The sequence below is a fragment of the Amycolatopsis benzoatilytica AK 16/65 genome, from assembly GCF_000383915.1.
GTDB lineage: Bacteria > Actinomycetota > Actinomycetes > Mycobacteriales > Pseudonocardiaceae > Amycolatopsis > Amycolatopsis benzoatilytica.
Genome location: NZ_KB912942.1, coordinates 8,140,462 through 8,164,692 on the forward strand (window position 1 = coordinate 8,140,462; position 24,231 = coordinate 8,164,692).

At 69.1% G+C, this 24,231-nt stretch carries 23 protein-coding genes; 9 read left to right on the forward strand and 14 right to left on the reverse strand.

From position 1 onward, the window contains the following. Positions 1 to 7 precede the first annotated feature (7 nt). From dnaK to AMYBE_RS0138175, 3 genes are read right to left on the reverse strand one after another with little or no spacing between them, the layout of a single operon-like run. Positions 8 to 1,879: a molecular chaperone DnaK gene (dnaK, locus tag AMYBE_RS0138165; protein WP_020664671.1), complete on the reverse strand. Its 1,872-nt coding sequence runs from the start codon at positions 1,877 to 1,879 to the stop codon at positions 8 to 10. Next, a complete protein-coding gene (locus AMYBE_RS0138170) occupies positions 1,879 to 2,397 on the reverse strand; it encodes a YflT domain-containing protein (protein WP_020664672.1) in 519 nt (172 codons plus the stop codon). The genes dnaK and AMYBE_RS0138170 overlap by 1 nt, the downstream gene beginning before the upstream one ends. 10 nt (positions 2,398 to 2,407) lie before the next feature. Beyond that, complete coding sequence (locus AMYBE_RS0138175) at positions 2,408 to 2,872, reverse strand: Hsp20/alpha crystallin family protein (RefSeq protein WP_020664673.1); 465 nt, start codon at positions 2,870 to 2,872, stop codon at positions 2,408 to 2,410. A 271-nt stretch (positions 2,873 to 3,143) separates the two neighbouring features. On the opposite strand from AMYBE_RS0138175, the gene AMYBE_RS0138180 reads away from it, so the two are divergent. After that, the gene (locus AMYBE_RS0138180) at positions 3,144 to 4,832 is read left to right on the forward strand and encodes a PucR family transcriptional regulator (protein WP_020664674.1); all 1,689 of its coding nucleotides are present in this window, start codon (positions 3,144 to 3,146) and stop codon (positions 4,830 to 4,832) included. Positions 4,833 to 4,955: 123 nt separating this feature from the next. Further along, on the forward strand, positions 4,956 to 5,285 hold the full coding sequence (locus AMYBE_RS43050) for a hypothetical protein (protein ID WP_063710051.1): 330 nt from the start codon (positions 4,956 to 4,958) through the stop codon (positions 5,283 to 5,285). Between the two features lie 10 nt (positions 5,286 to 5,295). On the opposite strand, the gene AMYBE_RS46515 is transcribed toward AMYBE_RS43050, so the two are convergent. The 8 genes from AMYBE_RS46515 to AMYBE_RS0138225 form a co-directional block, all read right to left on the reverse strand. After that, the gene (locus AMYBE_RS46515) at positions 5,296 to 5,547 is read right to left on the reverse strand and encodes a hypothetical protein (protein WP_020664675.1); all 252 of its coding nucleotides are present in this window, start codon (positions 5,545 to 5,547) and stop codon (positions 5,296 to 5,298) included. 466 nt (positions 5,548 to 6,013) lie between these two features. Next, complete coding sequence (locus tag AMYBE_RS0138195; protein ID WP_020664677.1) at positions 6,014 to 7,162, reverse strand: acyltransferase family protein; 1,149 nt, start codon at positions 7,160 to 7,162, stop codon at positions 6,014 to 6,016. Further along, on the reverse strand, positions 7,159 to 8,070 hold the full coding sequence (locus tag AMYBE_RS0138200) for a hypothetical protein (protein WP_020664678.1): 912 nt from the start codon (positions 8,068 to 8,070) through the stop codon (positions 7,159 to 7,161). Before AMYBE_RS0138200 ends, AMYBE_RS0138195 begins: the two co-directional genes overlap by 4 nt. Further along, a complete protein-coding gene (locus AMYBE_RS0138205) occupies positions 8,063 to 8,677 on the reverse strand; it encodes a hypothetical protein (RefSeq protein ID WP_020664679.1) in 615 nt (204 codons plus the stop codon). Before AMYBE_RS0138205 ends, AMYBE_RS0138200 begins: the two co-directional genes overlap by 8 nt. Before the next feature lie 204 nt (positions 8,678 to 8,881). Next, on the reverse strand, positions 8,882 to 9,643 hold the full coding sequence (locus tag AMYBE_RS0138210; RefSeq protein ID WP_020664680.1) for a hypothetical protein: 762 nt from the start codon (positions 9,641 to 9,643) through the stop codon (positions 8,882 to 8,884). An 18-nt stretch (positions 9,644 to 9,661) separates the two neighbouring features. Further along, the gene (locus AMYBE_RS0138215) at positions 9,662 to 14,230 is read right to left on the reverse strand and encodes an RHS repeat-associated core domain-containing protein (protein ID WP_020664681.1); all 4,569 of its coding nucleotides are present in this window, start codon (positions 14,228 to 14,230) and stop codon (positions 9,662 to 9,664) included. Next, positions 14,227 to 14,565, reverse strand: coding sequence for a type VII secretion target (locus tag AMYBE_RS0138220; protein WP_020664682.1), 339 nt, complete (start codon positions 14,563 to 14,565; stop codon positions 14,227 to 14,229). Before AMYBE_RS0138220 ends, AMYBE_RS0138215 begins: the two co-directional genes overlap by 4 nt. Before the next feature lie 21 nt (positions 14,566 to 14,586). Next, positions 14,587 to 15,138, reverse strand: a complete 552-nt coding sequence (locus AMYBE_RS0138225) for a YbaB/EbfC family nucleoid-associated protein (protein WP_020664683.1) — start codon at positions 15,136 to 15,138, stop codon at positions 14,587 to 14,589. Between the two features lie 191 nt (positions 15,139 to 15,329). On the opposite strand from AMYBE_RS0138225, the gene AMYBE_RS0138230 reads away from it, so the two are divergent. From AMYBE_RS0138230 to AMYBE_RS0138240, 3 genes are read left to right on the forward strand one after another with little or no spacing between them, the layout of a single operon-like run. Next, positions 15,330 to 15,932, forward strand: coding sequence for a TetR/AcrR family transcriptional regulator (locus tag AMYBE_RS0138230; RefSeq protein ID WP_020664684.1), 603 nt, complete (start codon positions 15,330 to 15,332; stop codon positions 15,930 to 15,932). 11 nt (positions 15,933 to 15,943) lie between these two features. Further along, complete coding sequence (locus AMYBE_RS0138235; RefSeq protein ID WP_051124843.1) at positions 15,944 to 16,609, forward strand: VC0807 family protein; 666 nt, start codon at positions 15,944 to 15,946, stop codon at positions 16,607 to 16,609. Next, the gene (locus AMYBE_RS0138240; RefSeq protein WP_020664686.1) at positions 16,593 to 18,011 is read left to right on the forward strand and encodes an FAD-dependent monooxygenase; all 1,419 of its coding nucleotides are present in this window, start codon (positions 16,593 to 16,595) and stop codon (positions 18,009 to 18,011) included. Before AMYBE_RS0138235 ends, AMYBE_RS0138240 begins: the two co-directional genes overlap by 17 nt. Positions 18,012 to 18,113: 102 nt before the next feature. Here AMYBE_RS0138240 and AMYBE_RS0138245 read toward each other — a convergent pair whose 3' ends face one another. After that, complete coding sequence (locus AMYBE_RS0138245) at positions 18,114 to 18,971, reverse strand: LysR family transcriptional regulator (protein WP_020664687.1); 858 nt, start codon at positions 18,969 to 18,971, stop codon at positions 18,114 to 18,116. Positions 18,972 to 19,041: 70 nt separating this feature from the next. Here AMYBE_RS0138245 and AMYBE_RS0138250 point away from each other — a divergent pair, with 70 nt between their 5' ends. The 3 genes from AMYBE_RS0138250 to AMYBE_RS0138260 all read left to right on the forward strand — a co-directional run bounded on the left by AMYBE_RS0138250 (position 19,042) and on the right by AMYBE_RS0138260 (position 21,159). Continuing rightward, positions 19,042 to 19,359 (forward strand): hypothetical protein, encoded by a 318-nt coding sequence (locus AMYBE_RS0138250; protein ID WP_027928451.1) that lies wholly within the window; start codon positions 19,042 to 19,044, stop codon positions 19,357 to 19,359. Further along, on the forward strand, positions 19,356 to 20,081 hold the full coding sequence (locus AMYBE_RS0138255) for an SDR family NAD(P)-dependent oxidoreductase (protein ID WP_020664689.1): 726 nt from the start codon (positions 19,356 to 19,358) through the stop codon (positions 20,079 to 20,081). The genes AMYBE_RS0138250 and AMYBE_RS0138255 overlap by 4 nt, the downstream gene beginning before the upstream one ends. A gap of 154 nt (positions 20,082 to 20,235) precedes the next feature. After that, positions 20,236 to 21,159, forward strand: a complete 924-nt coding sequence (locus AMYBE_RS0138260) for a LysR family transcriptional regulator (RefSeq protein ID WP_020664690.1) — start codon at positions 20,236 to 20,238, stop codon at positions 21,157 to 21,159. On the opposite strand, the gene AMYBE_RS0138265 is transcribed toward AMYBE_RS0138260, so the two are convergent. Beyond that, on the reverse strand, positions 21,156 to 21,872 hold the full coding sequence (locus tag AMYBE_RS0138265) for a GNAT family N-acetyltransferase (RefSeq protein WP_020664691.1): 717 nt from the start codon (positions 21,870 to 21,872) through the stop codon (positions 21,156 to 21,158). The two genes, AMYBE_RS0138260 and AMYBE_RS0138265, sit on opposite strands and share 4 nt — an antisense overlap. A 45-nt stretch (positions 21,873 to 21,917) precedes the next feature. Beyond that, positions 21,918 to 22,652, reverse strand: a complete 735-nt coding sequence (locus AMYBE_RS0138270) for a DUF2786 domain-containing protein (protein WP_020664692.1) — start codon at positions 22,650 to 22,652, stop codon at positions 21,918 to 21,920. A 137-nt stretch (positions 22,653 to 22,789) separates the two neighbouring features. Here AMYBE_RS0138270 and AMYBE_RS0138275 point away from each other — a divergent pair, with 137 nt between their 5' ends. Continuing rightward, the gene (locus AMYBE_RS0138275) at positions 22,790 to 24,226 is read left to right on the forward strand and encodes an FAD-dependent oxidoreductase (RefSeq protein ID WP_020664693.1); all 1,437 of its coding nucleotides are present in this window, start codon (positions 22,790 to 22,792) and stop codon (positions 24,224 to 24,226) included. The last annotated feature ends 5 nt before the right edge of the window (positions 24,227 to 24,231 follow it).

Consider the following 24,231-nt stretch of genomic DNA (forward strand, 5'->3'; position numbering starts at 1 on the left):
GTCCGCCTCACGCCCGGTCGAAGTCCGCGTCGATCACGTCGTCCTCGTCGGCCGCCTGCCGCGGGCCGCCGCCGGAACCGTTGCCGCCGTCGCTCGCCCGGGGCGCGGTGAGCCCGGCCAGCACCTGCTGCAGTTCCGAGGTCAGCGACCGCACCCGGTCCAGGGGAGCGGCGTCCTTGACGGCCTCGCGAGCCTCTTGGACGAGCATCTCCGCCCGCGCCTTCTCATGCGCCGGCGTGGTGTCCGTGATGGCCCGTTCGACCTGGTAGGCGGCCGAGTCGAGCAGGTTGCGCGCGTCGATCTCCTCGCGCAGCCGCTGGTCCTCGGACCGGTTGCGTTCGGCTTCGGTGACCATGCGGTCGATCTCCGCCTGGTCGAGGTTCGAGCTCTCGCTGATCGTGATGCCCTGCTGCGCGCCGGTGTCCTTGTCCTTCGCGGTGACATCGAGGATGCCGTTGGCGTCGACGTCGAAGGTGACCTCGATCTGGGGCTCGCCCCGCGGTGCCGGCCGGATGTCGGTGAGCTGGAAGCGCCCGAGCACGCGGTTGTCGGCGGCCCGTTCCCGCTCGCCCTGCAGCACCACGACGTCGACCGCGGGCTGGTTGTCCTCCGCGGTGGAGAACACCTCGGTCCGCCGCGCCGGGATCGTCGTGTTGCGCTCGACGATCTTCGTCATCACGCCACCGCGGGTTTCGACGCCGAGGGACAGCGGGGTGACGTCGAGCAGCAGGACGTCCTTGACCTCGCCCTTGAGCACCCCCGCCTGGACCGCCGCGCCGAGCGCGACGACCTCGTCCGGGTTGACGCTCATGTTCGGGTCCTTGCCGCCGGTCAGCCTGCGGACCAGGCTCTGCACGGCCGGGATCCGGGTCGACCCGCCGACCAGGATGACCTCGTCGATGTCGTTCGCGGTCACCTTCGCGTCGGCCATCGCCTGCTTGACCGGGCCGAGGCACCGCTCGACGAGGTCCGCGGTGATCTGCTCGAACGCCGAACGCATCAAGGTGGTCGTGAGGTGCTTCGGGCCGTCCTTGCCCGCGGTGATGAACGGCAGGCTCACGCTGGTCTGGCTGACCGAGCTGAGCTCGACCTTCGCCTTCTCCGCGGCTTCGAAGAGCCGTTGCAGTGCCTGCGGATCCGACCGCAGGTCGATGCCGTTTTCCTGCTGGAACCGATCGGCGAGGTGGTCCACGATCCGGCGGTCGAAGTCGTCCCCGCCGAGGTGGGTGTCCCCGGCGGTCGACCGGACCTCGACCACGCCGTCGCCGACGTCGAGCAGGCTCACGTCGAAGGTGCCGCCGCCGAGGTCGAACACGAGGACCGTCTCGTGGGCCTTCGAGTCGAGCCCGTAGGCGAGCGCGGCGGCGGTGGGCTCGTTGATGATGCGCAGGACCTCGAGGCCGGCGATCTTGCCGGCGTCCTTGGTGGCCTGCCGCTGGGCGTCGTTGAAGTACGCCGGCACGGTGATGACGGCCTCGGTCACCCGTTCGCCGAGGAACTTGCCCGCGTCGTCGGCGAGCTTGCGCAGGACCTGCGCGCTGATTTCCTCCGGCGAGTGGAGCTTGTCGCGGACCTTGAACCGGACGACGCCGCCCGGACCCTCGACGACGTCGAACCCGACCGCCTTGGCCTCGTCGCCGACTTCGTCGTACTTCCGGCCGATGAACCTCTTCGCCGAGTAGATCGTGCCCTTCGGGTTGAGGATCGCCTGCCTGCGGGCGAGCTGGCCGACCAGCCGCTCTCCGCTTTCGGTGAACGCGACCACCGACGGGGTGGTCCGCGCGCCTTCGGAGTTGGCGATGACCTTCGGTTCGCCGCCTTCCCAGGCGGCGATCACCGAGTTGGTCGTCCCCAGGTCGATGCCGACCGCCTTGGCCATCACACACCGCCGTTCAGCTTGGCGAGCAGGTTCTTGGCTTCGTCGGCCACCGCTTCGTCGGCGACGACCTCGTAGCGGGTGGGTGTCATCGCCCGGACCGAGGCGAAGTCCCGGCGGCCGCGCTGGAGCGCGTGCACGACGAGGCCGAAGATCGCGCCGATCACCGCGCCGAACACGAGGCCGTACACGGCGAGCGTGAAGGCCGCCAGCAATGGCGTGAACCAGTTGAAGACGCCGAACAGCCAGCCGATCAGCAGCCCGGTGAGGGCACCCGAGCCGGCTCCCCGCAGCGCGGCGCCGCCGTAGTTCAGGCGCCCGACGACCTGCTCGACCAGCTTGACGTCCGAGCCGATGATGGCGACCCGCTCGACCGGGAAGCCGCTGTCCGACAGGTAGTCGACGGCACGCTCGGCTTCGCTGTAGTTTTCGTAGGACCCGATCGGACGGCGCTGTTCCGAAATGCCGGGATCCGTGGAGTGACGCGGTGATGGCGCCGTGGCGCCGGGCTGCGTGGTCATGGTCCGACTCCTAGACGTTGGCGTGTTCCTCGCGGGAAGCCCCTTCGGCGATCCGGGGCTTTTTTGCCGTTTCGGCACCACCGCCGATCTCGACCTTGCGGGGCTTGCTGGCTTCGGCGACCGGGATACCGAGCATGAGCACGCCGCGGTCGAACTCCGCGGACAGCCGTGCGCTGTCCAGGTTGTCGCCGAGGAAGAACTGGCGGCTGAACTCACCCTGCGGTCGCTCGTCGACCAGCAGTTCGTCACCTTCACGGCGTAGCGGGGCGCGGTGGGCGTGCACGGTCACCACGTTTTGTTCCACCGTCACGTCGACCTCGCCGGGGTCCACTCCCGGCAGATCCAGCGCGACGACGAACTGGTCGTCGCGGCGAAAGGCCTCCATCGGCATCGCCCGCGGCCCGCGGGCGCCGGCCAGGGCCTGCTCGGTCAACCGTTCGAGATCACGGAACGGGTCGAAACGCATCAGTGTCATGACTCTCCTCATTCCTCGTCCGGGCGCTTGTCGCGAAGAGACCAATCGCGCCCGACAGGCTCCGCGACGCGTTTCTTCCCATGGGCACAAGTCCTGCGACACCGGCAGAAACCGGACTGTCGCAGTGATCTCTCCACATGTGACACCCACAGTGGCAAGGACGATGGCGCCCGCGCATGCGCCTGGCAGGTCGAAATTCGCGCGCACGATCGACACGGCAGAGCAGGATCAACCGCTGTAACGTTCTGACCAGTCGACGGTCGGAGGTCCGATGACACCCGCGGAGCCGGGCGACGGAACCCGCGAAACTCCACAAGGGCCGCACAGCTGGTGGCGTGGCCAGCAGTCGACTCTGCGCGGACTGTTCGCCGTCTCGACGATGATGATCGACGGCCGGGAAGCCGACGGCATCATCCGGCTGGCCGCCACCTCCGTCTCGGCGTTGAGCAGTTGCGACGTCAAGGCGGTGTATCTGTTCATCGGCGACGCACTCCGCCGTCGTGACGACACGGAGCCGGACGCGGAACTCGACCGGCAGGTCCGGCTCCTCGGCGGCGTCAGCGGTCCGCTCGTCCTCCCCGACGGCGGCTGGTGCTGGGGCTTCGCGCTGCGGGGGCTGGACGGCCTGCTGGGTTACCTGGTGGTGCACGCGGGGGTGGAGCCGCCCAAGGACGAGTTCTTCCTGCTCGAAGCGCTCGGCCGGCAGACGGCGGGTGCTTTGGTGAACGCGTCGCTTCATCGGCGGGAGCGCGAGCATGCGCTCGAGCTGCAGCAGCTCAACGGCAGGCTGTCCGCCTCGGTCGCCCGGCTCGAGCAGCAGACGCACGTGCACGAGGTGCTCAGCGACATCTCCGTGTCCGGTGCGGGCGAGCCCGGCATCGCCCACGCCGTGCACCAGCTGACCTCGTTGCCGGTCGCGATCGAGGACCGGTTCGGCAATCTGCGGGCCTGGGCCGGTCCCGGCCGGCCCGACCCGTACCCGAAGCACCAGGCCCACCGGCGCGAGGAGCTGCTCAGGCGCGCCGCGGCGGTCCCCCACCCGGTCCGGGAGAAGGAGCGGGTGATCTCGCTGGTCAAACCGCGGTACGAGGTGCTCGGCGTGTTGGCGCTCGTGGACCCGCACAGGACCGTGGGCAGCCACGAGATGTTCGCGCTCGAGTACGGGACGACGGTGCTGGCGCTGGAGCTGTCCCACCTGCGCAATCTCGCCGAGGTCGAGCTGCGCCTGCACCGTGACCTGGTCGACGACCTGATCACCGGCACCGACGACGAGAGCGCCTACGCTCGCGCCGACGCACTCGGGCACGACCTGCGCGGTGCACATTGCGTGATCGTCGTCCGCTGGGGCGAGGAGCAGACCGACGACGCCGTCGCCGAGGCCGTAGGCCGGGCGGCTGCATCGCTCCAGCTGAGTTCGATGATCTCGCGGCACTCGGGTGCGGTGGTGCTCCTCGTCAGCGGCTGCCTGGAAGGGGACACGCTGTATCGCCTGCTTTCGGAGGACCTCGGTGGCGCCGGCGCGACCGGGATCGGTGGCCGCTGCGACCGCCCTGGCGACTTTCCGAGGTCCTACTCGGAAGCGATCCGGGCGTTGGACATCCGCCGGAAATCGGGGTCGCCCGATGGTGCGACGACCTTCGACCAGCTGGGCCTCTATCGCATTCTGGACAGCGGCGGGAATCGCGCCGAAATCGTGGCGTACGTGCGGGAATGGCTGGGCCGGCTACTCGACTACGACGAGCACAAGAACACGGATCTGGTCCAGACGCTGGCGCAGTACCTCGAATGCGGCGGACACTACGACGAGGCCGCTTCCGCGCTGGTCATCCACCGCAGCACCCTGCGCTACCGGCTGGGCCGGATCCGGGAGATCACGGACCTCGACCTGAATGACGTCGACAGCAGGCTCAACCTGCACGTGGCCACCCGAGCCTGGAAGGTGCTGGGAGGCTCGGTCTGAACGGCGAGGGTTGGAGGCGCTTGAGCTGCGTCGACCCTGTCTTTCCAGCGCCCGTTCTCGAAATAGAGGTTTCGCAGATCAGTCGGGCAATAGGGCTCGGGTGTCGTCGAGGCCGGTGAGCAGGTGCTGCTCACCGGCGACAACGCGGCCACGGCCAGCCGGATCGCCGGCCAGAGTGCAGACCGCCCGCGCCGTGGTAGTCCACGACGACCTGACCACCGTTCCCGCCGTGATCGCCCTGTCCGGCGCGCCCGCCGCGTCGTCACCGCCAACCTGATCATCGCCGCCGTGTTCATCACCGGCCTCGTCCTCTGGGACCTGATCGGCACCCTGCCGCTGCCGCTTGGCGTCGCCGGCCACGAAGGCTCCACCGTCATCGTCGGCCTCAACGGACTGCGCCTGCTCCGCCGCGCCGCCTGGACCCGCGCCACCCGCAGCCAACCAACACGGTGAGCCCGGCTGTTCAGGCTCGTGGTCGCCCGTGCGAGTCGCGGGTGGGGATGCCGCGTTCGCGGAGTTTGGTCAGCACGGTGGTGTGGTCGACGCCCAGGTGTTCGCCGACTCGGGCGAGGGACCAGCCGAGGTTGTAAAGGTGGATGGCGTCGTCGACCTGCTCGGGGGCAAGTCCGCGGCGGCGCATCGGCACGTCGTGTCGTTTGAGGATATTGCTGACCGTTCGCCGTTCGATGCCGAACTGGGTACCCAGCTCGTGCACGGTTGCTCCGGCTTGGTACCCGGTGATGAGTTCCTGGACCTGGTCGGCGTCGAGCTGGCGTGCCCTTCGGGGCTTGGGACGATCGACGGGCGGTGGAGCCGGTTCGGTGGGGTCGGGTAGTTTCCGGAGCAGGGTCTCCAGGGCTTCTACCTGGGGTTTTGTGTTGTAGTAAGTTCCCCCAAGGTCCACAGCAGGTTAATGGCCGTCCATGATGAAATGGACGGCCTTTTTGTTGTCTTGACACCAGCAAAGTCCAGCAGGGCTGCACATCGAGGCTTTCCGCGCATGGGTCACCGGGCTCGCATCGCCAGGTCGACTGGCAGCGCCCCGCAGGGCCGTCGGCCATCGTGAACGATGATCTGCTGAATCTCGGGCGGGTGCCCCGTTGTTCCAGGACCGGCGGACGTTCCATGGGGCGATCGGCGGGCCGTACTTGGTGGAACACCGGATCGCTCGGGTGGTGGAGCTATTTCAGCTGGGTGACTTCCGGGGCGTGGTTCGTGATGGGCTTTGGTGTCCCGGCCTCGTCCCGCGAAGGAGGCGGCCGCCGGCGAGAACGCAGGAACCGGTCCGCGGGGGCCTCGACGAAGCGGTGCACCAGGTCCGCCACGATCGCGGTCGCCACCAGTCCGGCGAGTACCGCGATCTCCGGGCCGACGCGCGGCACGAGCAGGTTGAGCAGCGGGTACATGCAGGCCAGGTGGACCAGGTAGATCGCGTACGTCCGGCTCGACCACTCCCGGATCACCTTCGACCGGCTGACCCGCCCGTTCGCGCGCATCATCAGCAGCACCGCGGCGATCACCAGCAGCAGTGTGCGTGGCATCGCGTTGCCTTGGAAGGTGAAGCCGCCGATGCGGTCCGCCCAGATGAACAGCAGCACGTGCACTGAGCCGATCGCGAGCGCGACATACCGGTGCACGGCTCGCGCGTGCACGAGCGAGATGAGCTGCCCGATGCACAGCACCGACAGGTACACCGCCCATTGCCCGGCTTGATGCGCCCACATGTGCAGCGCTCCGGAGGTGGTGCCTCGGGACAGGGTGGACAGCAGGATCGTGATGAAGCAGACGACGGCCAGCAGCGCCGGCGGCAGCCACGGTTTCCGGCGCAGCAACGGGATCGACGCGGCGACGTAGCAGTAGAAGATGATCTGGATCCACAGCGTCCAGGTCACTCCGACCATGCCGATCTGCGGCCGCTGGAAGAAGTTCCAGAGCGCCATGCCGGCGAGCAGGTCGCCGAAGTCCAGCTTCGGGTCGACGGTGGAGGAGACCTGCAGACCGAGGTTGATCATCAGCCACACGACCGGCGTGACGACCCACAGCAGCGGCAGCAGCCGGCTGACCCGGCGGTACAGGAACGTGCCGGGGCCTTCCCTCGTCGTCACGTGCGTGACGACCACGCCGCTGATCATCAGGAAGGTGCACACGCCGAGGAAGCCGAGGTTCGCGTTCAGCCGGAAGCCCTCGACCACCTGCTCTTCGACCCGGTCGGTCAGCCACCAATGCTGGTGCGCCAGCGTGAAGTACGCGGCGATGTGGCCGAACAGGACCAGGCAGGAGGCCAGTACCCGCAGCAGATCGAGACCGTGGAGGCGTTCGGCTCGGCTCATCGCGCGCCTCCCAGCGGGCGTTCGACGAACCGGTGTCCGGCTTCGGCGGCGAGCCCGGTGACCAGCACGGCCGCCGCCATCGACACGACCAGGGGGAGGCGCTGGTAGCCGAGTCCGAGCACTGTCCAGCCGAGCGCGCAGCCCGCGCCGATCAGCCACACCGCACGCGACGACAGCCAACGGACGAGCGCTGTTTCGCCAGCTACCTGCCCGCTCGGCAGCGCCAGCATGACGATCAGCAGCGCGAACAAGGCGGTCACCGGGTACCAGTAGCCGTACCACTCGGCGTAGCGGTGCTCAGTCAGCAGCATGATCACGAACGCCCCGACGCTGACGAGGCCGCCGGCCCACGGCGACAGCCGGGCGGCCCGGACCTGCCAGAGCATCTGGCCGAGCACGAACAGCGGCGCGAAGCCGGCGAGCTGGCCGGCCTCGGGTGCGTTGGTGCCCACGAGCACGAGCACACCGGAAACGGCCAGCTGGAGGGCGAGACCAGCCGCCGCCGGAAGGCGACGGGTGGCGAGCGCGAGCACGGTCGCGGGCACCACGACCACCACTGGCCAGCCGAGTCCAAGGAAGGGCTCGCCGCCGAGCAAGTGCGCGGCCGCGCCGAGCGCCGCGGCCACCGCCAGTGCCGGGACGGTTCCATTCAGCAGCCGGCGGACCGGAGTTCCCTGTGCCACCAGGAATCCGGCCGCCATCAGCAGCATCGACACGCCGAGCACGCCGAAGTCCTGGCTGATTCCGGAGGGTTTGCTGATCCAGTCGCGGATCGCGACCAGCGTCGCGGGGGAGTAGCCGTGCCGGTTGAGCCACAGGGCGCCGAGGTAGCTGTAGAGCACGAGTACCGACGAAAGGGCGACGACGACCCGCAGCCCGGGGGTCGCGCGCGGAGCCTGCTCATCCATCGGCGGAGAGTTCCTTCAGCTGGCGGTTGATCACCCCGGTGAACGCGGGGCCGAGCGGGACACCAGGCGCGGCCGCCAGATCGACGCGGACCAGCAGCCGGTCATGCGCGTAGTGCACCCGGCCGTCGGGGGTCGCGCCGGCGATCTCCGCCCGGTGCACCGACGGCGGCGCCAGTACTCGCCGCATGCCCGCCTCGATCTGGAGCTGGTCGAGCTCGGCAGCGACGTCCTGCGCGACCTCCGGGCTGGCCAGCTTCACCACGATCGCGACGACCCGGCCCTGCGGACTCTTCGCGACGGTGGCCCGCGCGGCGGTCGCCGTCCCCGCCTCGATCACGGCGATCTCCTTGGCGCTCAGAAATTTCATGTCGACGATCTGCTCGAAATCGCGTACGTACCCGTAGCCGTCCGAGTCGCCGAAATCCGCCAGTGCGAGCCCGTCGCGCGCCATCCGGCCTTCCTCGCCGACCGCGGACAGCGACTGGTAGTTCAGATCCGGCAGCCCGTCGGACAGCTGCCGGTAAGTGATCACGCAGCCGATGCCGAGCACGGCGACGAGCGCGAGCCCGGCGATCGTGCCCGCCCGAGTGCGACCTCCGTTGATCACGGCAGCTCATTTCCCCAGTTCGAATCGACGGACCAGTCTCCCAAACGGGTGACGGGGGATTGAGCGAAGGGTGGCCTGATCAGCCCCCGAGGGGGCTTTTGGGGCGATTGTGTTGCGCTGTGACAGGCAGGCGGCACGTTGAGGAGCCTCGAACGCGGCTGAGTGGCTACGTTCAGTGATCGAGCTCGAGTTCAGTGCGCCTGGCTAGGCGAGCGGCGGCGGGAAGTCCGCGGACTCGAGGTTCGGGCCGTACAGGGCGGTCTTCACGGCTTCGAGCAGCTCGTCGAGGCTGACGCTTCTGGTGCCGTCTGGGCTGGTGAAGGTCCAGGTGTCGGTCCAGGTGACCGTGTAGACCTCGTGGCGGTAGTTCTCGAACTCCACGAACAGGTCGTCCCGGCCCTCATGGCTAGTCAGCCAGGACACCAGCAGTTTCGGCCGGACGAATTCACGTTCGTCCGGCAGGAAGCCGTTGTCCCCGCGAAAGCGCACCTTCAGGTACGGAGCCGGTTTGCGGCCCCAGCGGGTGCCTGGGACTCCGGACGAGCGGCTGTAGCGGATTTCGGCGTCGGCTGGGTCTTCGTCGCCCGCGAACTCGCAGCGGTAGACCGGGATGACCGGATTCACAAGGGCGTTCAGCTCAGCGTTGTCCGGGTAGAGGCGGTGCATGGACGGGCTGACCGACACCACGGCGTCGAACGCGTAACCGGAATGGGAGAAGCCTTCGGCGAGGGCCAGCGGCCGGCCGGTGGCCAGTTCGGTGCTGTGCGAGCGGGCGAAGGACAGCAGCGCGACGGCGAGCCCTTCGTCGTACGAATCCAGTGCGTACGCCTGGAACGCGCGCTGGCCGTCCGCGAAGAGCGCGGCGCTGTAGTCGAAGCCGGGGGCTTTGGCCCAGTGCCAGGCGTCGGGCAGATCGCCGAGGGGCGCCGCGTCCGGCATCGCCGCGTAGGTCTCCCGCAGATCCACCGCTCACCTCCAGAAACGTCAATGCAACTTACATGGATGCCGGGGTCCCGGTTCTTTTTGGGCGTAGCGCTCGTCCATCTTGGCGCCTTCGGACGAGTTCTGCGATTTGCCCATGGCCTCCATGTCGTCTGTCTTGTTGTACCAGGCTTTGCGTTCCGCTTTGGTCATGTTGTGCCCCTCTTCGATCCAGTGCTGGACGACCGGTGGCACGTGTTCGTAAGTCAGGTTGACCTTGCCGTTGGCGTCGTAGTAGGGAATCGGCTCACCGTTCCTGTCCACCCAGTCGAGCTGGTCGTGCGGCGTTCGCACCCCGTTCGCGTCACGGGGGACGTCGCCGAGTTGTCTTCCTTGCACGGTCCACTTCGTCGCCATCTCGTCGTGGGTGGACTGCAAATAGTCGCTGGGGTATTCGCTGCGGCGGTTGTGGACATGGTCCGACGGCGGCAGCGACGGGTCCCTGGCCCACTGTTTGGTCACCGGGTCCTGATATCCCGCCAGGCCGAGCGGGTCGGCGACGGCGAGCGGGTTCGCGACGTAGGTGTAGTGGTTCGCCGAGGGGGCGAGCCCGATCGGGTCCGGGGAGAGATAACGCGCGGTGTGCGGGTCGTAGTAACGGTGCACGTTGTAGTGCAAGCCGGTTTCGTCGTCGTAGTACTGGCCTGGAAACCGCAGCGGGCAGACTGTTTCGTCCGAAGTGGACATGGCGATGGTGTTGCCCCACAGGCCGCTTGTCCGGTACCAGGCGACCCGGCCGTTCGCGTCGACCAGTTCGGTCGGCGCGCCGATCAGGTCGGCGACGATGGCGTGGAACCGGGTGTCGATCACCTCGGCGGGCGCGTCCGCCAGCCAGGAGCGGGTGGTCTGCGCGATCGGTTCGGCCGAGCCGCCGCGGTAGTCCCACGACGTGACGGTGGTCCGGCCGGCGACGGTGCGGGCGGCTTCGGCCAGGACCGTTCCGTCCCAGGAGAACGTGGTTTCTTCGGCGACTCTGCCGTCCGCGGCCAGGCGCTGCTTGGCGGTCCGGCGACCCAGCGGGTCGTAGCGGTACCGCCAGCGGGTGCCGTCCGGGGTGGTGACGGCGACCAGCTGGTCGAGGCTGTTCCATTCGTACTCGCGGATCCGGCGCTGGCCGGACAGGCCGCGGCGGACTTCCCGGACGACCCGCCCGGCAGCGTCGTAGGAATAGGAAGTCCGGCCCGCGCTGCGCAGCAGCATGCCTTCCACCACGCGGGGGCCGGCGAAATCGACAGTGTCCTCTGTGGACGGACCAGGTTGCGCGGCGACCAGGTTGCCCAGCGCGTCGTAAGCGTACTGCTCGGTCCAGTTGGCCGCCTGCACGCCGGTGACCCTGCCGCCCGGGGTGAGCTGGAAGACGCGGGCACCGTGCACCCGGTCGTCGATCGCGAGCACCTGACCGTCGGCGCGGTAACGGAAACTGCGTTCCTGGAGTGCGCGATTCGGCTCGCCGGCGGAGAAGAGTGTCTGGCTGGCGAGGCGGCCCAGTTCGTCGTGGGTTTGCGCCAGGCTCGCGTTCTCGCCGAGGCGGCGGAGCACTTCCCGGCCGTCCCGGTATTCGAAGGCAACGGTCCCGGCGGTACCGGCCATCGCCGTTTCCCGGCGCATCTCGTCGTAGTGCCACCGCGCTTCGACGCCGGACGGGGTGATCCGGCGGATGCGGCGGCCGACCAGGTCGTACTCGCTGCGCAGCACCCGGCCGTTGACCGACTCGGCGACCGGGCGGCCGAGCAGGTCGCGTTCGTAAGTCACTTCGACGGCGGCGTCGGCGATCCGGCTCGGCCGGCCGCCTTCGTCGTAGTCGTAGGCGATACTCGTTTCGCCGGTTGTCTGCCGGGACACCCGGCCGCGCACGTCGCGGGACAGTTCGATCACCGAGCCGCCCGCTTCGGTGCGTGAGATCAGCGCGCCGTTCGCGTCGACCCGGTATTCGACGAAGCGACCGGCGAAATCCCGTTCGCCGATCAGGTTTCCGGCCGGGTCGTAGCGGTAGGACCAGGTCTGCCCGGCCGGGTTGCGGACGCCGGTGAGTCGCAGTTCGGTGTCGTGGGCGAAAGTGTGCCGGATGCCGTCCTGTCCGGTGCGCGCGACGAGCAGGCCGAACGGGCCGCGTTCGAAAACAGTGGTCGCGCCGCTTTCCGAGCGGGCGCGGACCAGGCTGCCTTCGAGATCGTAGAACCGTTCCTCGCGATCGCCGTTGGCGGCGATGCGCCAGGCAAGCGCGCCTTCGCGAGTCCAGCCGTACCGGGTGGTGCGGCCGCGCGGGTCGGTCGCTTCGATCGCCCGGCCGAAGCCGTCGAGCCGGAACGTGGTGGTTTCGCCGTCCGGCGAGGTGATCGACAGCGGGCGGCCGGCGTCGTTGCTGGTATAGGTCCAGCGGGCGCCGTCCGGTTCGACGGTGGCGGCGAGATGGCCCCGCTCGTCCAGTTCGCTGGTCGCGACCGCGCCCATCGGATCCACTGTGGACACGATGCGGCCGGTGTCGTCATAGGTGTGGCGCCAGACCGCGCCGTTCGGCTGGGTCACGGTGACCGGCAGCCGCCAGCGCGGGTCGTACTCGATGGTCAGCGCGGTGCCGTCGGGATACTCGATCCGGGTCGGGTCGCCGTTCTCGTCGCGTTCGTAGCGGGTGACCGCGCCCTTCTTGTCGGTGAAGGACACCAGACGGTGGAACCGATCGAACTCCGGCCGTTCGACCGCGCCGTTCTGGTCGACCACCGAGGTGAGGTGATTGTGCTCGTCGTAGTGGTACTCGGTGCGCTGGCCGAGGCTGTCGGTGACGGTGGTGACCCGGCCGGCCAGGTCGTAGTCGAAGGTCGCGTCGAGGTAGCCGTCGAGGCCGGCGCCGCGGACCACACGTCCGTCCGCGCCGTATTCGTACTCGTAGCGGTAGCCGGTGCGGTCGGTCCAGGCGACGATCCGGTCGGCGTCGTCGTAGTCGTACTGGTACGGCGCGCCGGTCGAGTTCACGATGCCGGAAAGCCGGCCGCGCCGGTCGTAGCGGAACGACACGATCGGCACGTCTTCGCCCTGTTCGCCACCGCTGAGCAGCCGATATCCGGCGATGCGCTGGCCGGCCGAACCGTCGACGGTCTCGACGCCGACCCGGTAGCCGCCGGAATGCGTGACCGCGAGCGGCCGGCCGTTTTCGTCGCGCAGATAGTCGACGCGGTGCCCGCTGCGGTCCGACAGCGAACTGATCTGCCACTCGCCCGCGGCCGTGGGGTGCGCGGCGAATCGGCGGGTCCAGCCGGATTCCTGGTCGACCAGCAAGTAGCTGTCCGAAGCGGAGTCCCAGCTCAACGGCCAACGGGCGCCGAAACTCGGCAGCACCGGAGAGCCGTCACGGGCGGGATGGACGTAGCTGAGCACTTCCGCGTCCACGCCGTAGTACCGCACGAAATCGTCGGTCAACACCAGCCGCTGGTCCAGTGTGGACGCCCAGCCGGGGCCGAATGACCGGCCGTCGGCGTAGCCGGAGGCGTACGCGCGGTTGAGCACCAGCGGCAGCAGCCCGGGCAGGTCGACGTCGGTGCCCGAGGTGATCATCTGGCCGGAAACCGCGTCGACCGGGTCGCCGCCCTTGCCGTCGCAGCCGCCGGTGCCTTCGGATTTCTGCCCGCCGGCCGCCTCCGGATCGTGGCTGCCGGGCGCGTTCGGGTCGGAGCCGTGGTGCCCGGGCGGGGTGCCGTCCGGGACGGTGCCGTCCGGCTCCGGCGCGGACGACGGGCTGGTGCCGTCATGCGGCGCACCGGGTTCGTGCGGGCCGGAGTGGCCGGGCCCGGCCGACGAGACGTGCGTCCCGTCGTCGCCGGGCCGGCCGTGCAGCTCGGACATGACCTTCTTGACCGCGGCGAAGATCTCTTCGAGCTTCGACATCAGCGGCCGCAGCTTCTCGACCGAGTTGATCAGCTTTTTGACCAGCGCGCCGATCTTCTCGATCCACGCCGACACCTGCTCGACCACCTGCGCGACGACGACCGGCGTGCCGAGCCCGAGCGAGCAGACTTCTTCGAGCGCGTCCTGGATGAAGTCGCCGACCGCCTGGGTGATCATGTCGCGGACCATGGCGCGCACCGCGGCGGTGATCACGCCGACGATCTCCACCACGGTGCTGATCCCGCTCGCGCAGGTCGCCGCCGCGTTGAGGTGGTCGATCTTGTTCGTGACGTTCGCGCGGTAGGTGTCCGCGGCTTGCCCGGTCCAGTGCGCGGTGTCCTTCTGCACGCTGTCGCCGAGGTCTTTGGCCGCCTTCTCGACAGCCTTGGCGATGTTGCCCCAGGTCTGCGAGTACGCGGTGATCTGGTCGGCGTCGCCCGCTAGCTGGTTCAGCGCGTCTTGCAGCGGCTGAACGTGCTCGATCAGCCAGTTCAGGCCGTAGGAGATGAGCGTGCCGACTGGGTTCATCGCGATGGTCAGCAAGTCCATCGCGGTGCCAAGCGCGGCGATGCCGCCCTCGATCCACGAACCGGACTTGATGCCGTCGTACGCGCCGATCGCGTCGTCGAGGACGTTGACGCCGGTGTGCCAGGTGGTCGAGTCCTGCTTGCCGGCGACCAGCGGATTGCTCACGGCAGCTCCTTGCCGAGGCTGGTGATCCGCTGGGAGTGCGCCTGTTCGATGTCCTGGTAGGTCTTCGCGGCCTGCTGGATCGACTGGGACAGCGTGCCCATGGCCTGCTGCGCGGCACCGAGGGTGAGCAGGCCGGGCGCGCTGACCGCGAGCACCATCGGCACGAAGAGCGGACCGCAGATCAGGCCGTACGCCTGCACGCCCATGGTGACCTGCTCGGCCGCCGCCAGCGCCTGGCCGAGGGTCTGGCCGACTTGCTCGACCGCCTTCGCGTGGGTGAGCAGTTCGTCCGGGCGGACCTGGTAGCCGCCGCCGTTCGCCGCGCCGTCCGGCATTGTCGTGTCCCCCCGTCGCAGCTATTCGCGGATCATCACCGGGCCGCCGAAGCCCTCGTCGTCGTCATCGTCGGGCGGGGCTGGGCGTCGCGGTGCCGGTCGCGGTGGCGGCGCGGCCGGCGGTGGCTCGGGTTCGTCGGCGAGCTGGCCGATCCGGCTGGCCGCGGCGGGCGGGGGTTCGTCCGGCTCGGGTTCGGGTTCCGGGAATTTCGCCCGGTAGTTGCCGACGATGGTGTCGCGGGTCTGCGGATCGTCGCCGATCGTGTCCGCCATCACCTCGCTGAGCCGGTCCGGCAGTTTCGCCTGCGCGGCTCGCAGCGCGGACAGCACGGCTTTCGCGACTTGATCGCCGGACATTTCCCGGACGCGGTCGGTGATCCGCAGGTCGGCGACGTTGCCGGCGGAGTCCACCGTGACGGTGGCGGTGCCGTCTTTGCTGGCCGCCGACACCGAGACTTGCTCAACTGCCTGCTGCATGGCGCGGTATCGCTGCGCCTTCTGCTTCGCCTGTGCGACCAGTTGGTCGATCCGGGCCTCCGCGCCTTCCGCGTTGTCCGATAGCGGTCCGCTCATCCGGTTGCTTCACCCCCATCGTCCAGTCAGGTACGAGGAAACCATCGAAGCCGGCGCAACGGGTGGCAGACGTTCCGGAATTACGCCGAATGGCGCACGGTGGCAACGGAATCGGGAAATTCGGCGGAAGTCGATCAGTGGTGCGCCGGTGCTGCTTGCGCAGTCTTGCTTGACTGAGCTAAAGTTTGCTCATGCGAGCAAACGGGCGGACCTTCACCGAGTCAGGGCGGCGGGCGCAGATCGTCTCGGCGGCGATCGAGACGATCGCGGAGGTCGGTTACCAGCAGGCGTCGTTCGCGAAGATCGCGAAGCGGGCCGGGCTGAGCAGTACGGGGATGATCTCGTACCACTTCGCCGGCAAGGACGATCTGGTGTGCGCCGTCAGCGAAGAGATCGTCGCGACGGCTACCGCGTTCATGCAGGAGAGGATCGGGGCCGCAGAGGGGCGGCCGGCCCGGTTGCGGGCGTATATCGAGTCCAATATGGACGTAGTGGCGGCGCATCCGGCGCACCTGCGGGCGCTGCTCGGCATCATCGCCGCGGCGCAGGGTGCCGTTGGGGGGCTTCAGGTGGACACGTCGGTGCTCAGTGCGCGGATCGAGCGGCTCGAAGCAGAATTGCGCGACGGGCAGGCGGCAGGCGACTTCGGCGAGTTCGACCCGTCGGTGATGGCGCTGGCCATCACTGGGGCGATCGACGCGCTGGTCGCCAGCCGCACCGGTGCTTCGGCGGAAGTGCTCGCGCGCAGTGGTGCCGAGCTCGCTGATCTCTTTCTGCGCGCGACAGCTACTTAAAGGGGGAATGCATGACTGCTCCGGCAGCGGGTCAGCAGCGGCGCGAGGGGATGCGCGCTCTGGTCCGGCAGAATGGCTCGACGATTGTTTTCGATCTAGTGGTTCCACTTGGCCTGTATTACGGGCTGCGGGCACTCGGCGTAAGCCAGTGGTGGGCGTTGCTGGCCGGGATTCTCGCTTCGATTCCCCGGATCGTGCTCGGTGTCTGGCGCGCCCGCCGGCTGGACCTGATGGCGGTGTTCACGATCAGCGTCATGGCGTTCAGTCTGGCGATCGGTCTGCTCACCGACAGCCCGCGCGCATTGGCGATCCGCGAAGGCTGGGTAGGTGCGTTGCTCGGGCTTCTCGGGTTGTGGATGGTCATCTCCGTGCTGGTGAGGCGTCCCGTGCTGATGACGCTCGGGCGAACCATCGCGGTCAGCAAGGTCGGCGAAGCGGGGGCGCGGGTCTGGGAACGACGCTGGCAGGAGGATGCCGGTTTCCGGCACGGCCTGCGAGTGATGTCCGTCGTGTGGGGGCTGGGGCTTTTTCTCAGCTCGGTGGCCAGCATCGTGCTGACTTACCTGCTGCCGATCGACCTGATCAACCTGGTGACCAGCGTGCAGTTCTACGCGATTCTCGCCGCGCTGCTCGGATTCCACTTCTACTACACCAAGAAGCGTGATCTTCGTGCCTGACTTCGACGTCCTGGTGATCGGCGCTGGTCCGACCGGCCTGCTGCTCGCCAACGAGCTGGTGCTGGCCGGAGTGCGCGTCGCGGTGGCGGAGCAGGCGATCGAGCGCACCGGACAGTCTCGGGCGCTGAGCCTGCAGCCGCGGTCGGCGGAAATCCTGGAGATGCGGGGATGGCTCGAACCCATTGCCAGGCAGGCACTGGCGATGATCCCGTCCGGACATTTCGCTGGCATCCCGGTTTCCTACGCCGAGCTGGACACCCGGTTCCGGTATCAGCTCGGGGTGGAACAGGCCATTGTGGAGGAATACCTGGAGGGCCAGCTCGACCCCGTGCTCCGCGGGCAGCGGCTGGTCTCAGTGCGGCAGGACGAAGAAACGGTGACCGCGACGTTCGACGGGCCGCGGGAAACGCTGACCGCGCGGTACCTCGTCGGCGCGGACGGGGCGCACAGCACGGTCCGGAAACTGCTGGACGCGGACTTTCCCGGCCGGGACGGACGAGTCTCGATGGCGGTCGCGGACGTGGTGCTGGAAAGCGCTTTCGGCACTTGGGAGCTGCCGTCGTTCGACTCGGCGACGCCGGCGTTCGGTCACCTGATTCCGTTGCGGGACGGGAAGAGCCGGGTGCTGTTCGCCGGTCCGGAACAGCAGGAGCTGGCTCGGGAGGCACCGATCAGCCTCGCGGAAGTCCAGCGAGCGGTGGGCGATCGGGCGCGCGTAGAACGGATTTGCTGGGCTTCGCGGTTCACCGATGCTTCGCGGCAGGTGTCGAATTATCGGCACGGTCGAGTGTTCCTCGCCGGGGATGCCGCGCACATCCATCTGCCGATCGGCGGGCAGGGGCTGAACCTCGGGCTCGGGGACGCGTTCAACCTGGGGTGGAAGCTGGCAGCGCAGCTCGGCGGGCGTGCGCCGGCCGGTCTGCTCGACACTTACCACCGCGAGCGGCATCCGGTGGCCGCCGCGACGCTCGCGAGCACTCGGGCGCAGGGAGTGCTCACGGTGCCGGACGAGGATGTCGTCGCGCTGCGGGACTTCGTGTCGGAGCTGTTGTCCCGGCCCGAGACGCTGCGGGAGATCGCCGAGCGCCAGGCCGGGTTGGATGTTCGCTACGAGCTTCCGGGCATCCGGCATCCGCTCCTGGGGGTGCGGATGCCGGACGTGCGGCTGGCCGACGGAACCTGGTTGAGCAGCCGGTTCCGAGACGGAAAGCCGGTACTGCTGGGAGATTCCGGCCGACCCGTCCCCTGGGTGTCGCAAGTGGACAGTCCAGACCTCGCCCGGTACGGCGTCGATGCGGGCACGGCGGTGCTGGTCAGGCCGGACGGGCAGGTGTGCTGGGTCGGGGAAGATCCGGGCGCGGCGGTGGCGGAGTGGTTCGGCGCGCCCGTCCGACCGGGTTGATCTCCTCCGACCGCTGTCCAGTCCGTGAAGGGCCCTTTCCGGGAACCAGATTCCCGGAAGGGGCCCTTCACGGACGTTTCGCTGGCAGCGGCCGTGCGACTGCTATCCGTGTTCTTCGCGGAACGCTGGCGAAACTGAGCGCACTGCCGCGGCCACGAAGGACGCGACCTGCGGACGCCGGTCCAGTTCGTTCCAGGCGAGCACCAGCCGGCTGGGCGGCGCGTCGGCTACCGGAAGGCATCGCACGCTCGGCGGAGCCGAGGTGACCAGCGAGCGCGGCAGCACGCCGACCATCCGGCCGAGCGAGACCAGCTGCAGCAGCTGGACGACGTCCGCGATCTCGGGACCAGCGCCTTCGATACCGGGGACTCCCTTCCACGACGGCAGGGTCTCCCCTTCCAAATCGGACAGCCGGACGGTTTTGCGCCGGGCCAGCCGATGCCGGGCCGGAACGATCGCGACGCGGTCCTCGGCGTGCAAGGTTTCGTGCGCCAGTCCGTCCAGGTCGTCGAACGGAGCGAAGAGAAGGCCGACGTCGGCGCGGCCGTCGCGAAGGTAGTCGGTGCGATCGGCCGGGCCGCTGAAGAGGATTTCGACCTGGTGCGCGCCCGGATCATGGGCGTACTCGGCGAGTATCCCGGACAACAGACCGGCGTCGCCGCCCGGTTTGAGCACCACTCGCAGGTGGCGCTCACCAGCCCGGCGGGCGTTGCGGGCGGCCGCGCTCACCGCGTTGAGCGCGTGCCGGCCGTGCTCCTGCAACGCCTCGCCGGCCGGGGTCAGCGACACCTGCCGGCTGGAGCGGACGAACAGCGGCACGCCGAGCCGGGCTTCGATCCGCTGGATCGCCTTCGACAGCGCCGGCTGCGCGATCGACAGCCGGGCCGCCGCCCGGCCGAAATGCAGCTCGGCGGCAACGGCCAGGAAGTACTCGAGTTCGCGGGTCTCCAGCTCAGCCATTCCGTCAGGTTATCAGTGGATAGCGAACTGGTCTTGGACCAGCGCTGATGTACTCGGCAGTATTTGAAGCATGATCACGCATACGATGATTGTTTCGTTCGACCAGCCGGTGTCTGACGCCACGCTGGATCAGTACCTGGCGGATATCACCAAGGCGATGCGGGACTCCGGCCTCGCCGAGTCGGTCAAGACCCAGCGGCACCTGCCGATCCCCGGCGAAGAGGCGATCCCGGCCCTGATCGCGACGGCGATCGTGCAGGTCGAGGTCGCGGACCTGGAAACGCTGGGCAAGGCGTTCACCGCGCCGGAGCTGCACGAGGTGATCGAGAAATGGCAGGCGCGGCACTCGTACCGGGTGGCTTGGGCCAACCACGAATCGCTGTCGTGAAGCGCGGTCTGGTTACCGGGGCCGGCAGCGGAATCGGCCGGGCGGCGGCGCTCGAACTCGCTCGCACTGGGGCCGCGGTGGCAGTACTCGACATCGACGAGGACGCCGCCGCGGAGACGGTCGCGATGATCGCCGGGGAAGGCGGCGAGGCGCTGAGCGGGCACGTCGACATCGCCGAGGAGCGCTCCGTTCGGGAAGCGGTAGGGCAGGCCGCGGACGTGTTCGGCGGGCTGGACTTCGCGGTCAACAATGCTGGTTCGTCGTCGCGGCAACGGATCGACAAGCTGTCCCTATCCGAGTTCGAACGCGTTGTGCGGGTGAACCTGACCGGCACGTTCCTCTGCCTGAAATACGAGCTTCCGCTGATGAAAGGCGGATCGATCGTGAACGTCGCCTCCAACGGCGGCCTGTACGCGATCCCGAACGCGCCGGCTTATGTGGCAGCGAAGCACGGCGTCGTCGGGCTCACCAAGGTCGCGGCGGTCGATCACGCGGCAGACGGCATCCGCGTCAACGCGGTCTGCCCGGGTCCCACCCGCACGCCGGGATTCGAGAAGTGGGCCGGCGATTCCGACCTGATCGCGCGGCAGGAAGCGATCACCCCTCTCGGCCGGCTCGCGACGCCGGAAGAAGCAGCCGCCGCGGTGGTGTGGCTCTGCTCGGACGCCGCGTCGTTCGTCACCGGAATCGCCCTGTCTGTCGACGGCGGCCGCCGGGCTTGACCGAGCCCCCCCCGGCTGGCCCGTCCGTGAAGGGCCCCTTGCGGGACTCAGATTCCCGGAAGGGGCCTATCGCGGACTTCGGGTCAGGCGAGTGCTGCGGCCGAATCCGTCGTGTGCTCCTGGGCCTGGCGGCCGAAGCGCCTAGGATTGCCCTGTGGAGCTGGAATTCGTGCGGACCTTCGTCGCCGTGGTGGACGGGGGGCAGTTCCAGGAAGCGGCCGCGGAGCTGGGGATCACCCAGCAGGCGGTGTCGAAGCGCGTCGGCACTTTGGAACGCGAGCTGGGCGTCCGGTTGTTCACCCGGACCGCGCGCGGCGCGCGGCTCAGCAGTGCGGGCGAGGCGTTCCTCCCGCACGCTCGGACGCTGCTGGACGCCGAGCGGCGCGCTCTTGCCTCAGTTCGCCCGGAGCAGCGGCCGCTTCGAGTCGACGTGCTGAACCGGCGGGTTCTGACGGCGTGGCTGGTGCGCGATTTCCACCAGGCACATCCGGAGGTCGAGCTGGAGGTGGTCACCTCCGGCGCCGAGCTGGACTTCGCCGGTGCGGTCGCCGCGGTCGAGAACGGTTCGGTCGACGCGGCGTTCCGCGGGGTCCCGAGCCGCGACCAGCTGGGAGCGGTGGAGAGCTGCCTGGTCGGCTACGACGCGCACGAGCTGCTGGTCGGCCCGCGCCATCCGTTCGCCGACCAGCCGTCGGTGCGGATGGCGGAACTGGTCGGCCGTCGGATCTGGATGCCCGGCCTGTCGTCCCGGACGGAATGGGGCGCGTACTACGCCGAACTGTCCGCCGCCTTCGGCCTGACCATCGACCCGTCCGGCCCGGTCTTCGGCAACGAGGCGATGCTGGACGAACTCGCCACGTCCCCGGACCTGTCGACGTTCGTCGGCGTGGGCTCGCGCTACTTCTGGCCGGACGGATACGACCTTCGCCGGATCCCGGTGGTCGACCCGGCGCCGGTGTACCCGATGTCGTTGCTGTGGCGGCGTGACCAGCCGCATCCGGACGTGCGGAAACTGCGCGACCACCTGGTCGAGGACCGGCCGGCCGGACCGGACACGTGGCTGCCGAGCTGGGATTAGAGCGGGTGCTCGTACCAGACGTTCGGCTCGACGTACCCGCCCAGATCCTGCGCGGCGGACCCGATCACCGGCGCGATCCCGCCCGGCACGACGTTCGGCCCGTCCCGCAGCCGGACGCCGGTCCACTCCTGCCACTGCGCGAACGTTCCGATGACCGTCATCGCGAACGGCGCGACCTTGCGGAATTGGCCGCCGAGGCGTTCGTGGCTGCGCAGCCAGGGATCGGCACCGGTGGCTAGATAGTCCACAATAGACTCCAGGGGCGGTTTTCCGGTCGGCCGGACCGGGACGACCAGGCTGTCGAGACCGGCTCGCCGCGCCCGTTCCTTCAACTCGGCGAGCGCGATGCCGGCGATGCCCTGCCCGCGGGCGGTTTCCGCGACGTACACCTCCAGCGCGACGAGCGTGGTCGGCGGTGTCCCGTCGAGATGGTCCTCGGCGGCCCAGACGAGGGCGCCGTCCCAGCCGTGGTCAGGCAGCTCGGAGCGGTCGTCCGCGGGGAAGGCGACCGGGATCGCGGCCGCGCGCGCGACCGGTGTTTCGGCAGCGTCGAGCAGGACGAGGAAGAACTCCGGCCAGTGCGCGGCGAGCCGGGCCGAGCTGGCCAGACCCGCGGTGAGCCCGCGGCCGAGGAACTCGCCGCCGACGGACCCGAGCCGCAGTGCCGGTCCGCGCAGCTCCGGCCGGGTCGCGAGGTCTGCGATGCGGATCATGGTGCCTCCGATGCGGGCCCAGGACCTTCGTTCGGCTGACTCAGGTCAGCGCACCGGAAGTGCCGACCTCCGCCGCCCGATCGCCGCCGGATCCAGGTTTGCCCGGGTTCCGGCCCGGTGCCCCTCCCGGTATCCCGACCCGGACAACCGGCGCGGCGCCGCCGAGCGCAGGTCGCCGTACTCCCGGTCGAACGCCTGCTGCACCACCGCGGTCCGGTCCCGCACCACGAGCTCCGCGGACTTTCCGCTCGCCGTCTCCGGCCGGTAGGTCCGCGCGGCTTTCTCCTCGGCCAGCGACAGCCGCTCGTGCACCGCGCGTGCGAACCCGTGCAGCCAGGTCCGCCGGTACGCGGCCAGCGACTCCCGGAACACCCGCTGGTCCGGCCGCACCCGCACCAGCTGCGTGCTCGCCTGCAGCAGCAGGCTGGTGTACAGCAGTTCGACCCGGGCGAGGTCGGTGCCGAAGCCGAAGACGGTGACCTCCTCGACGCCCTGTCCGACCCGGTGCAGCAGGGTCCGGCAGCGCAGCGGGTAGGCGATGCTGGTGAGCAGGCTGGCCTTGTCGCGGCTGTACGGATTGGCGATCGGCAGCTTGAGCACGGTGAGGTCGTCGCCGCTCTGGCCGGACGCGGCCAGCATCGCGTTGTCGATCCCGTGCCGCGCGATCAGCTCGGCGGCCTTGGTGTTGTACAGCTCGGCTTCGGCCGGCGTGACCGCCGGGTCCTCGGCCTTGGCCAGCAGCTTCCGCACGCGCTCCAGCAACGTGTCGTGGTCGGGCATGGACCCCCCTCTCCGGCAGGCGCGACCCGTGCGGGCCGGGCATGGGGTGCACGGTAGGCGCGAGGTACGACAATATTCGATCAGGTGTTCGGGCGTGACACTGGGTGCCCGGTTCGTCGCAGCCCTACGATCGGGGTGTGAAACTGCCTGGCACGCTGGACGCGGCGGTCGTCGGCTCGGGGCCGAACGGCCTGGCCGCGGCCATTTCGCTGGCCCGCGCCGGGCTGTCGGTCGAGGTGTACGAGGCGGCCGCGGAGCCCGGCGGCGGGGCACGGTCGAAGCGGCTCTTCGACTCGGATGTCGTCCATGACATCTGCTCGGCGGTGCACCCGATGGCCGCTGCTTCGCCGTTTTTGCAGCAGTTCGACCTGGACCTCTGTGCGTCCGAAGTCGCGTACGCGCATCCGATTGACGAGCGAACCACCGCTTTCGCGTACGCCGACCTAGAACGCACCTGTGCCCGGCTTGGCGCAGATGGCTCGCGCTGGCGGCGCTTCATGACACCGCTGATCGAGCACACCGACGAAATCACCAAGACTCTCCTAGGCGACCTCCGCCACGCGCCTTCGCCACGTACCGCCGCGTACGTCGCGTCGCGCGCCCTCTCGGCGATCACGAACCCCTTCACTGGTGAAGAAGCTCCCGCGCTCCTAGCGGGCGTCGCCGCGCACGCGCTAGGCCGGATGCCGTCCTTGGTCGGCGGCGGCATCGCTGTGCTGCTCAGCCACCTCGCACACGCCACCGGCTGGCCGATTCCCCGTGGCGGCACGCAGCGCATCACCGACGCTCTCGTCGCTGAACTGGAAATGCACGGTGGCCGCGTACATACCAACGCGCGCGTCACCGACGTACGCGAGCTAGCGCACGCGAAAGCCGTACTGCTCGACCTCGCCCCGAAAGGCGTCCTCGGGATCGCTGGACCGCTGCTGCCGCCGCAATATCGCCGCGCGCTCGCCAACGTCCGTTACGGCCCGGCCGCTGCGAAGGTCGACTTCCTGGTCTCCGAAGAGATCCCCTGGCGCGAGAAGGAATTGGCCCTCGCCGGCACCGTCCACCTGGGCGGCACTCGCGCCGAAGTCCACGCTGCGGAAAACGCTGTCGTCGCGGGAGAACGGGCCGAGCATCCGTTCGTGCTCCTGGCGCAGCCGATGGCCGCCGACCCGAGCAGGGGGCTGCCTGGCAAGCGGCCGATCTGGGCGTATGCCCATGTCCCGCACGGGGATCCGCTCGACCCGACGGATGCGATCTGCCGTCGTATCGAACGGTTCGCTCCCGGCTTCCGCGACACGATCCTCGCCTCGCGCGCGATCCCAGCGAGCGAATTCGAGGCGTACAACGCTAATTACGTCGGCGGCGACATCGCGGCGAGCGCGGTCAGCCTGCGTCAGGTCGTTGGCCGACCGGTCCTCCGCTGGGACCCGTACCGGACCCCGCTGCGCGGCGTCTACCTGTGCTCGGCTGCCACTCCGCCCGGTCCCGGCGTGCACGGAATGGCCGGTCTGCATGCTGCGGAACGCGTGCTGCGCAACGAGCTCGGCTACCGGATGGACAGTCGGGCCGGCCGCTCCCAGTAAGCGTC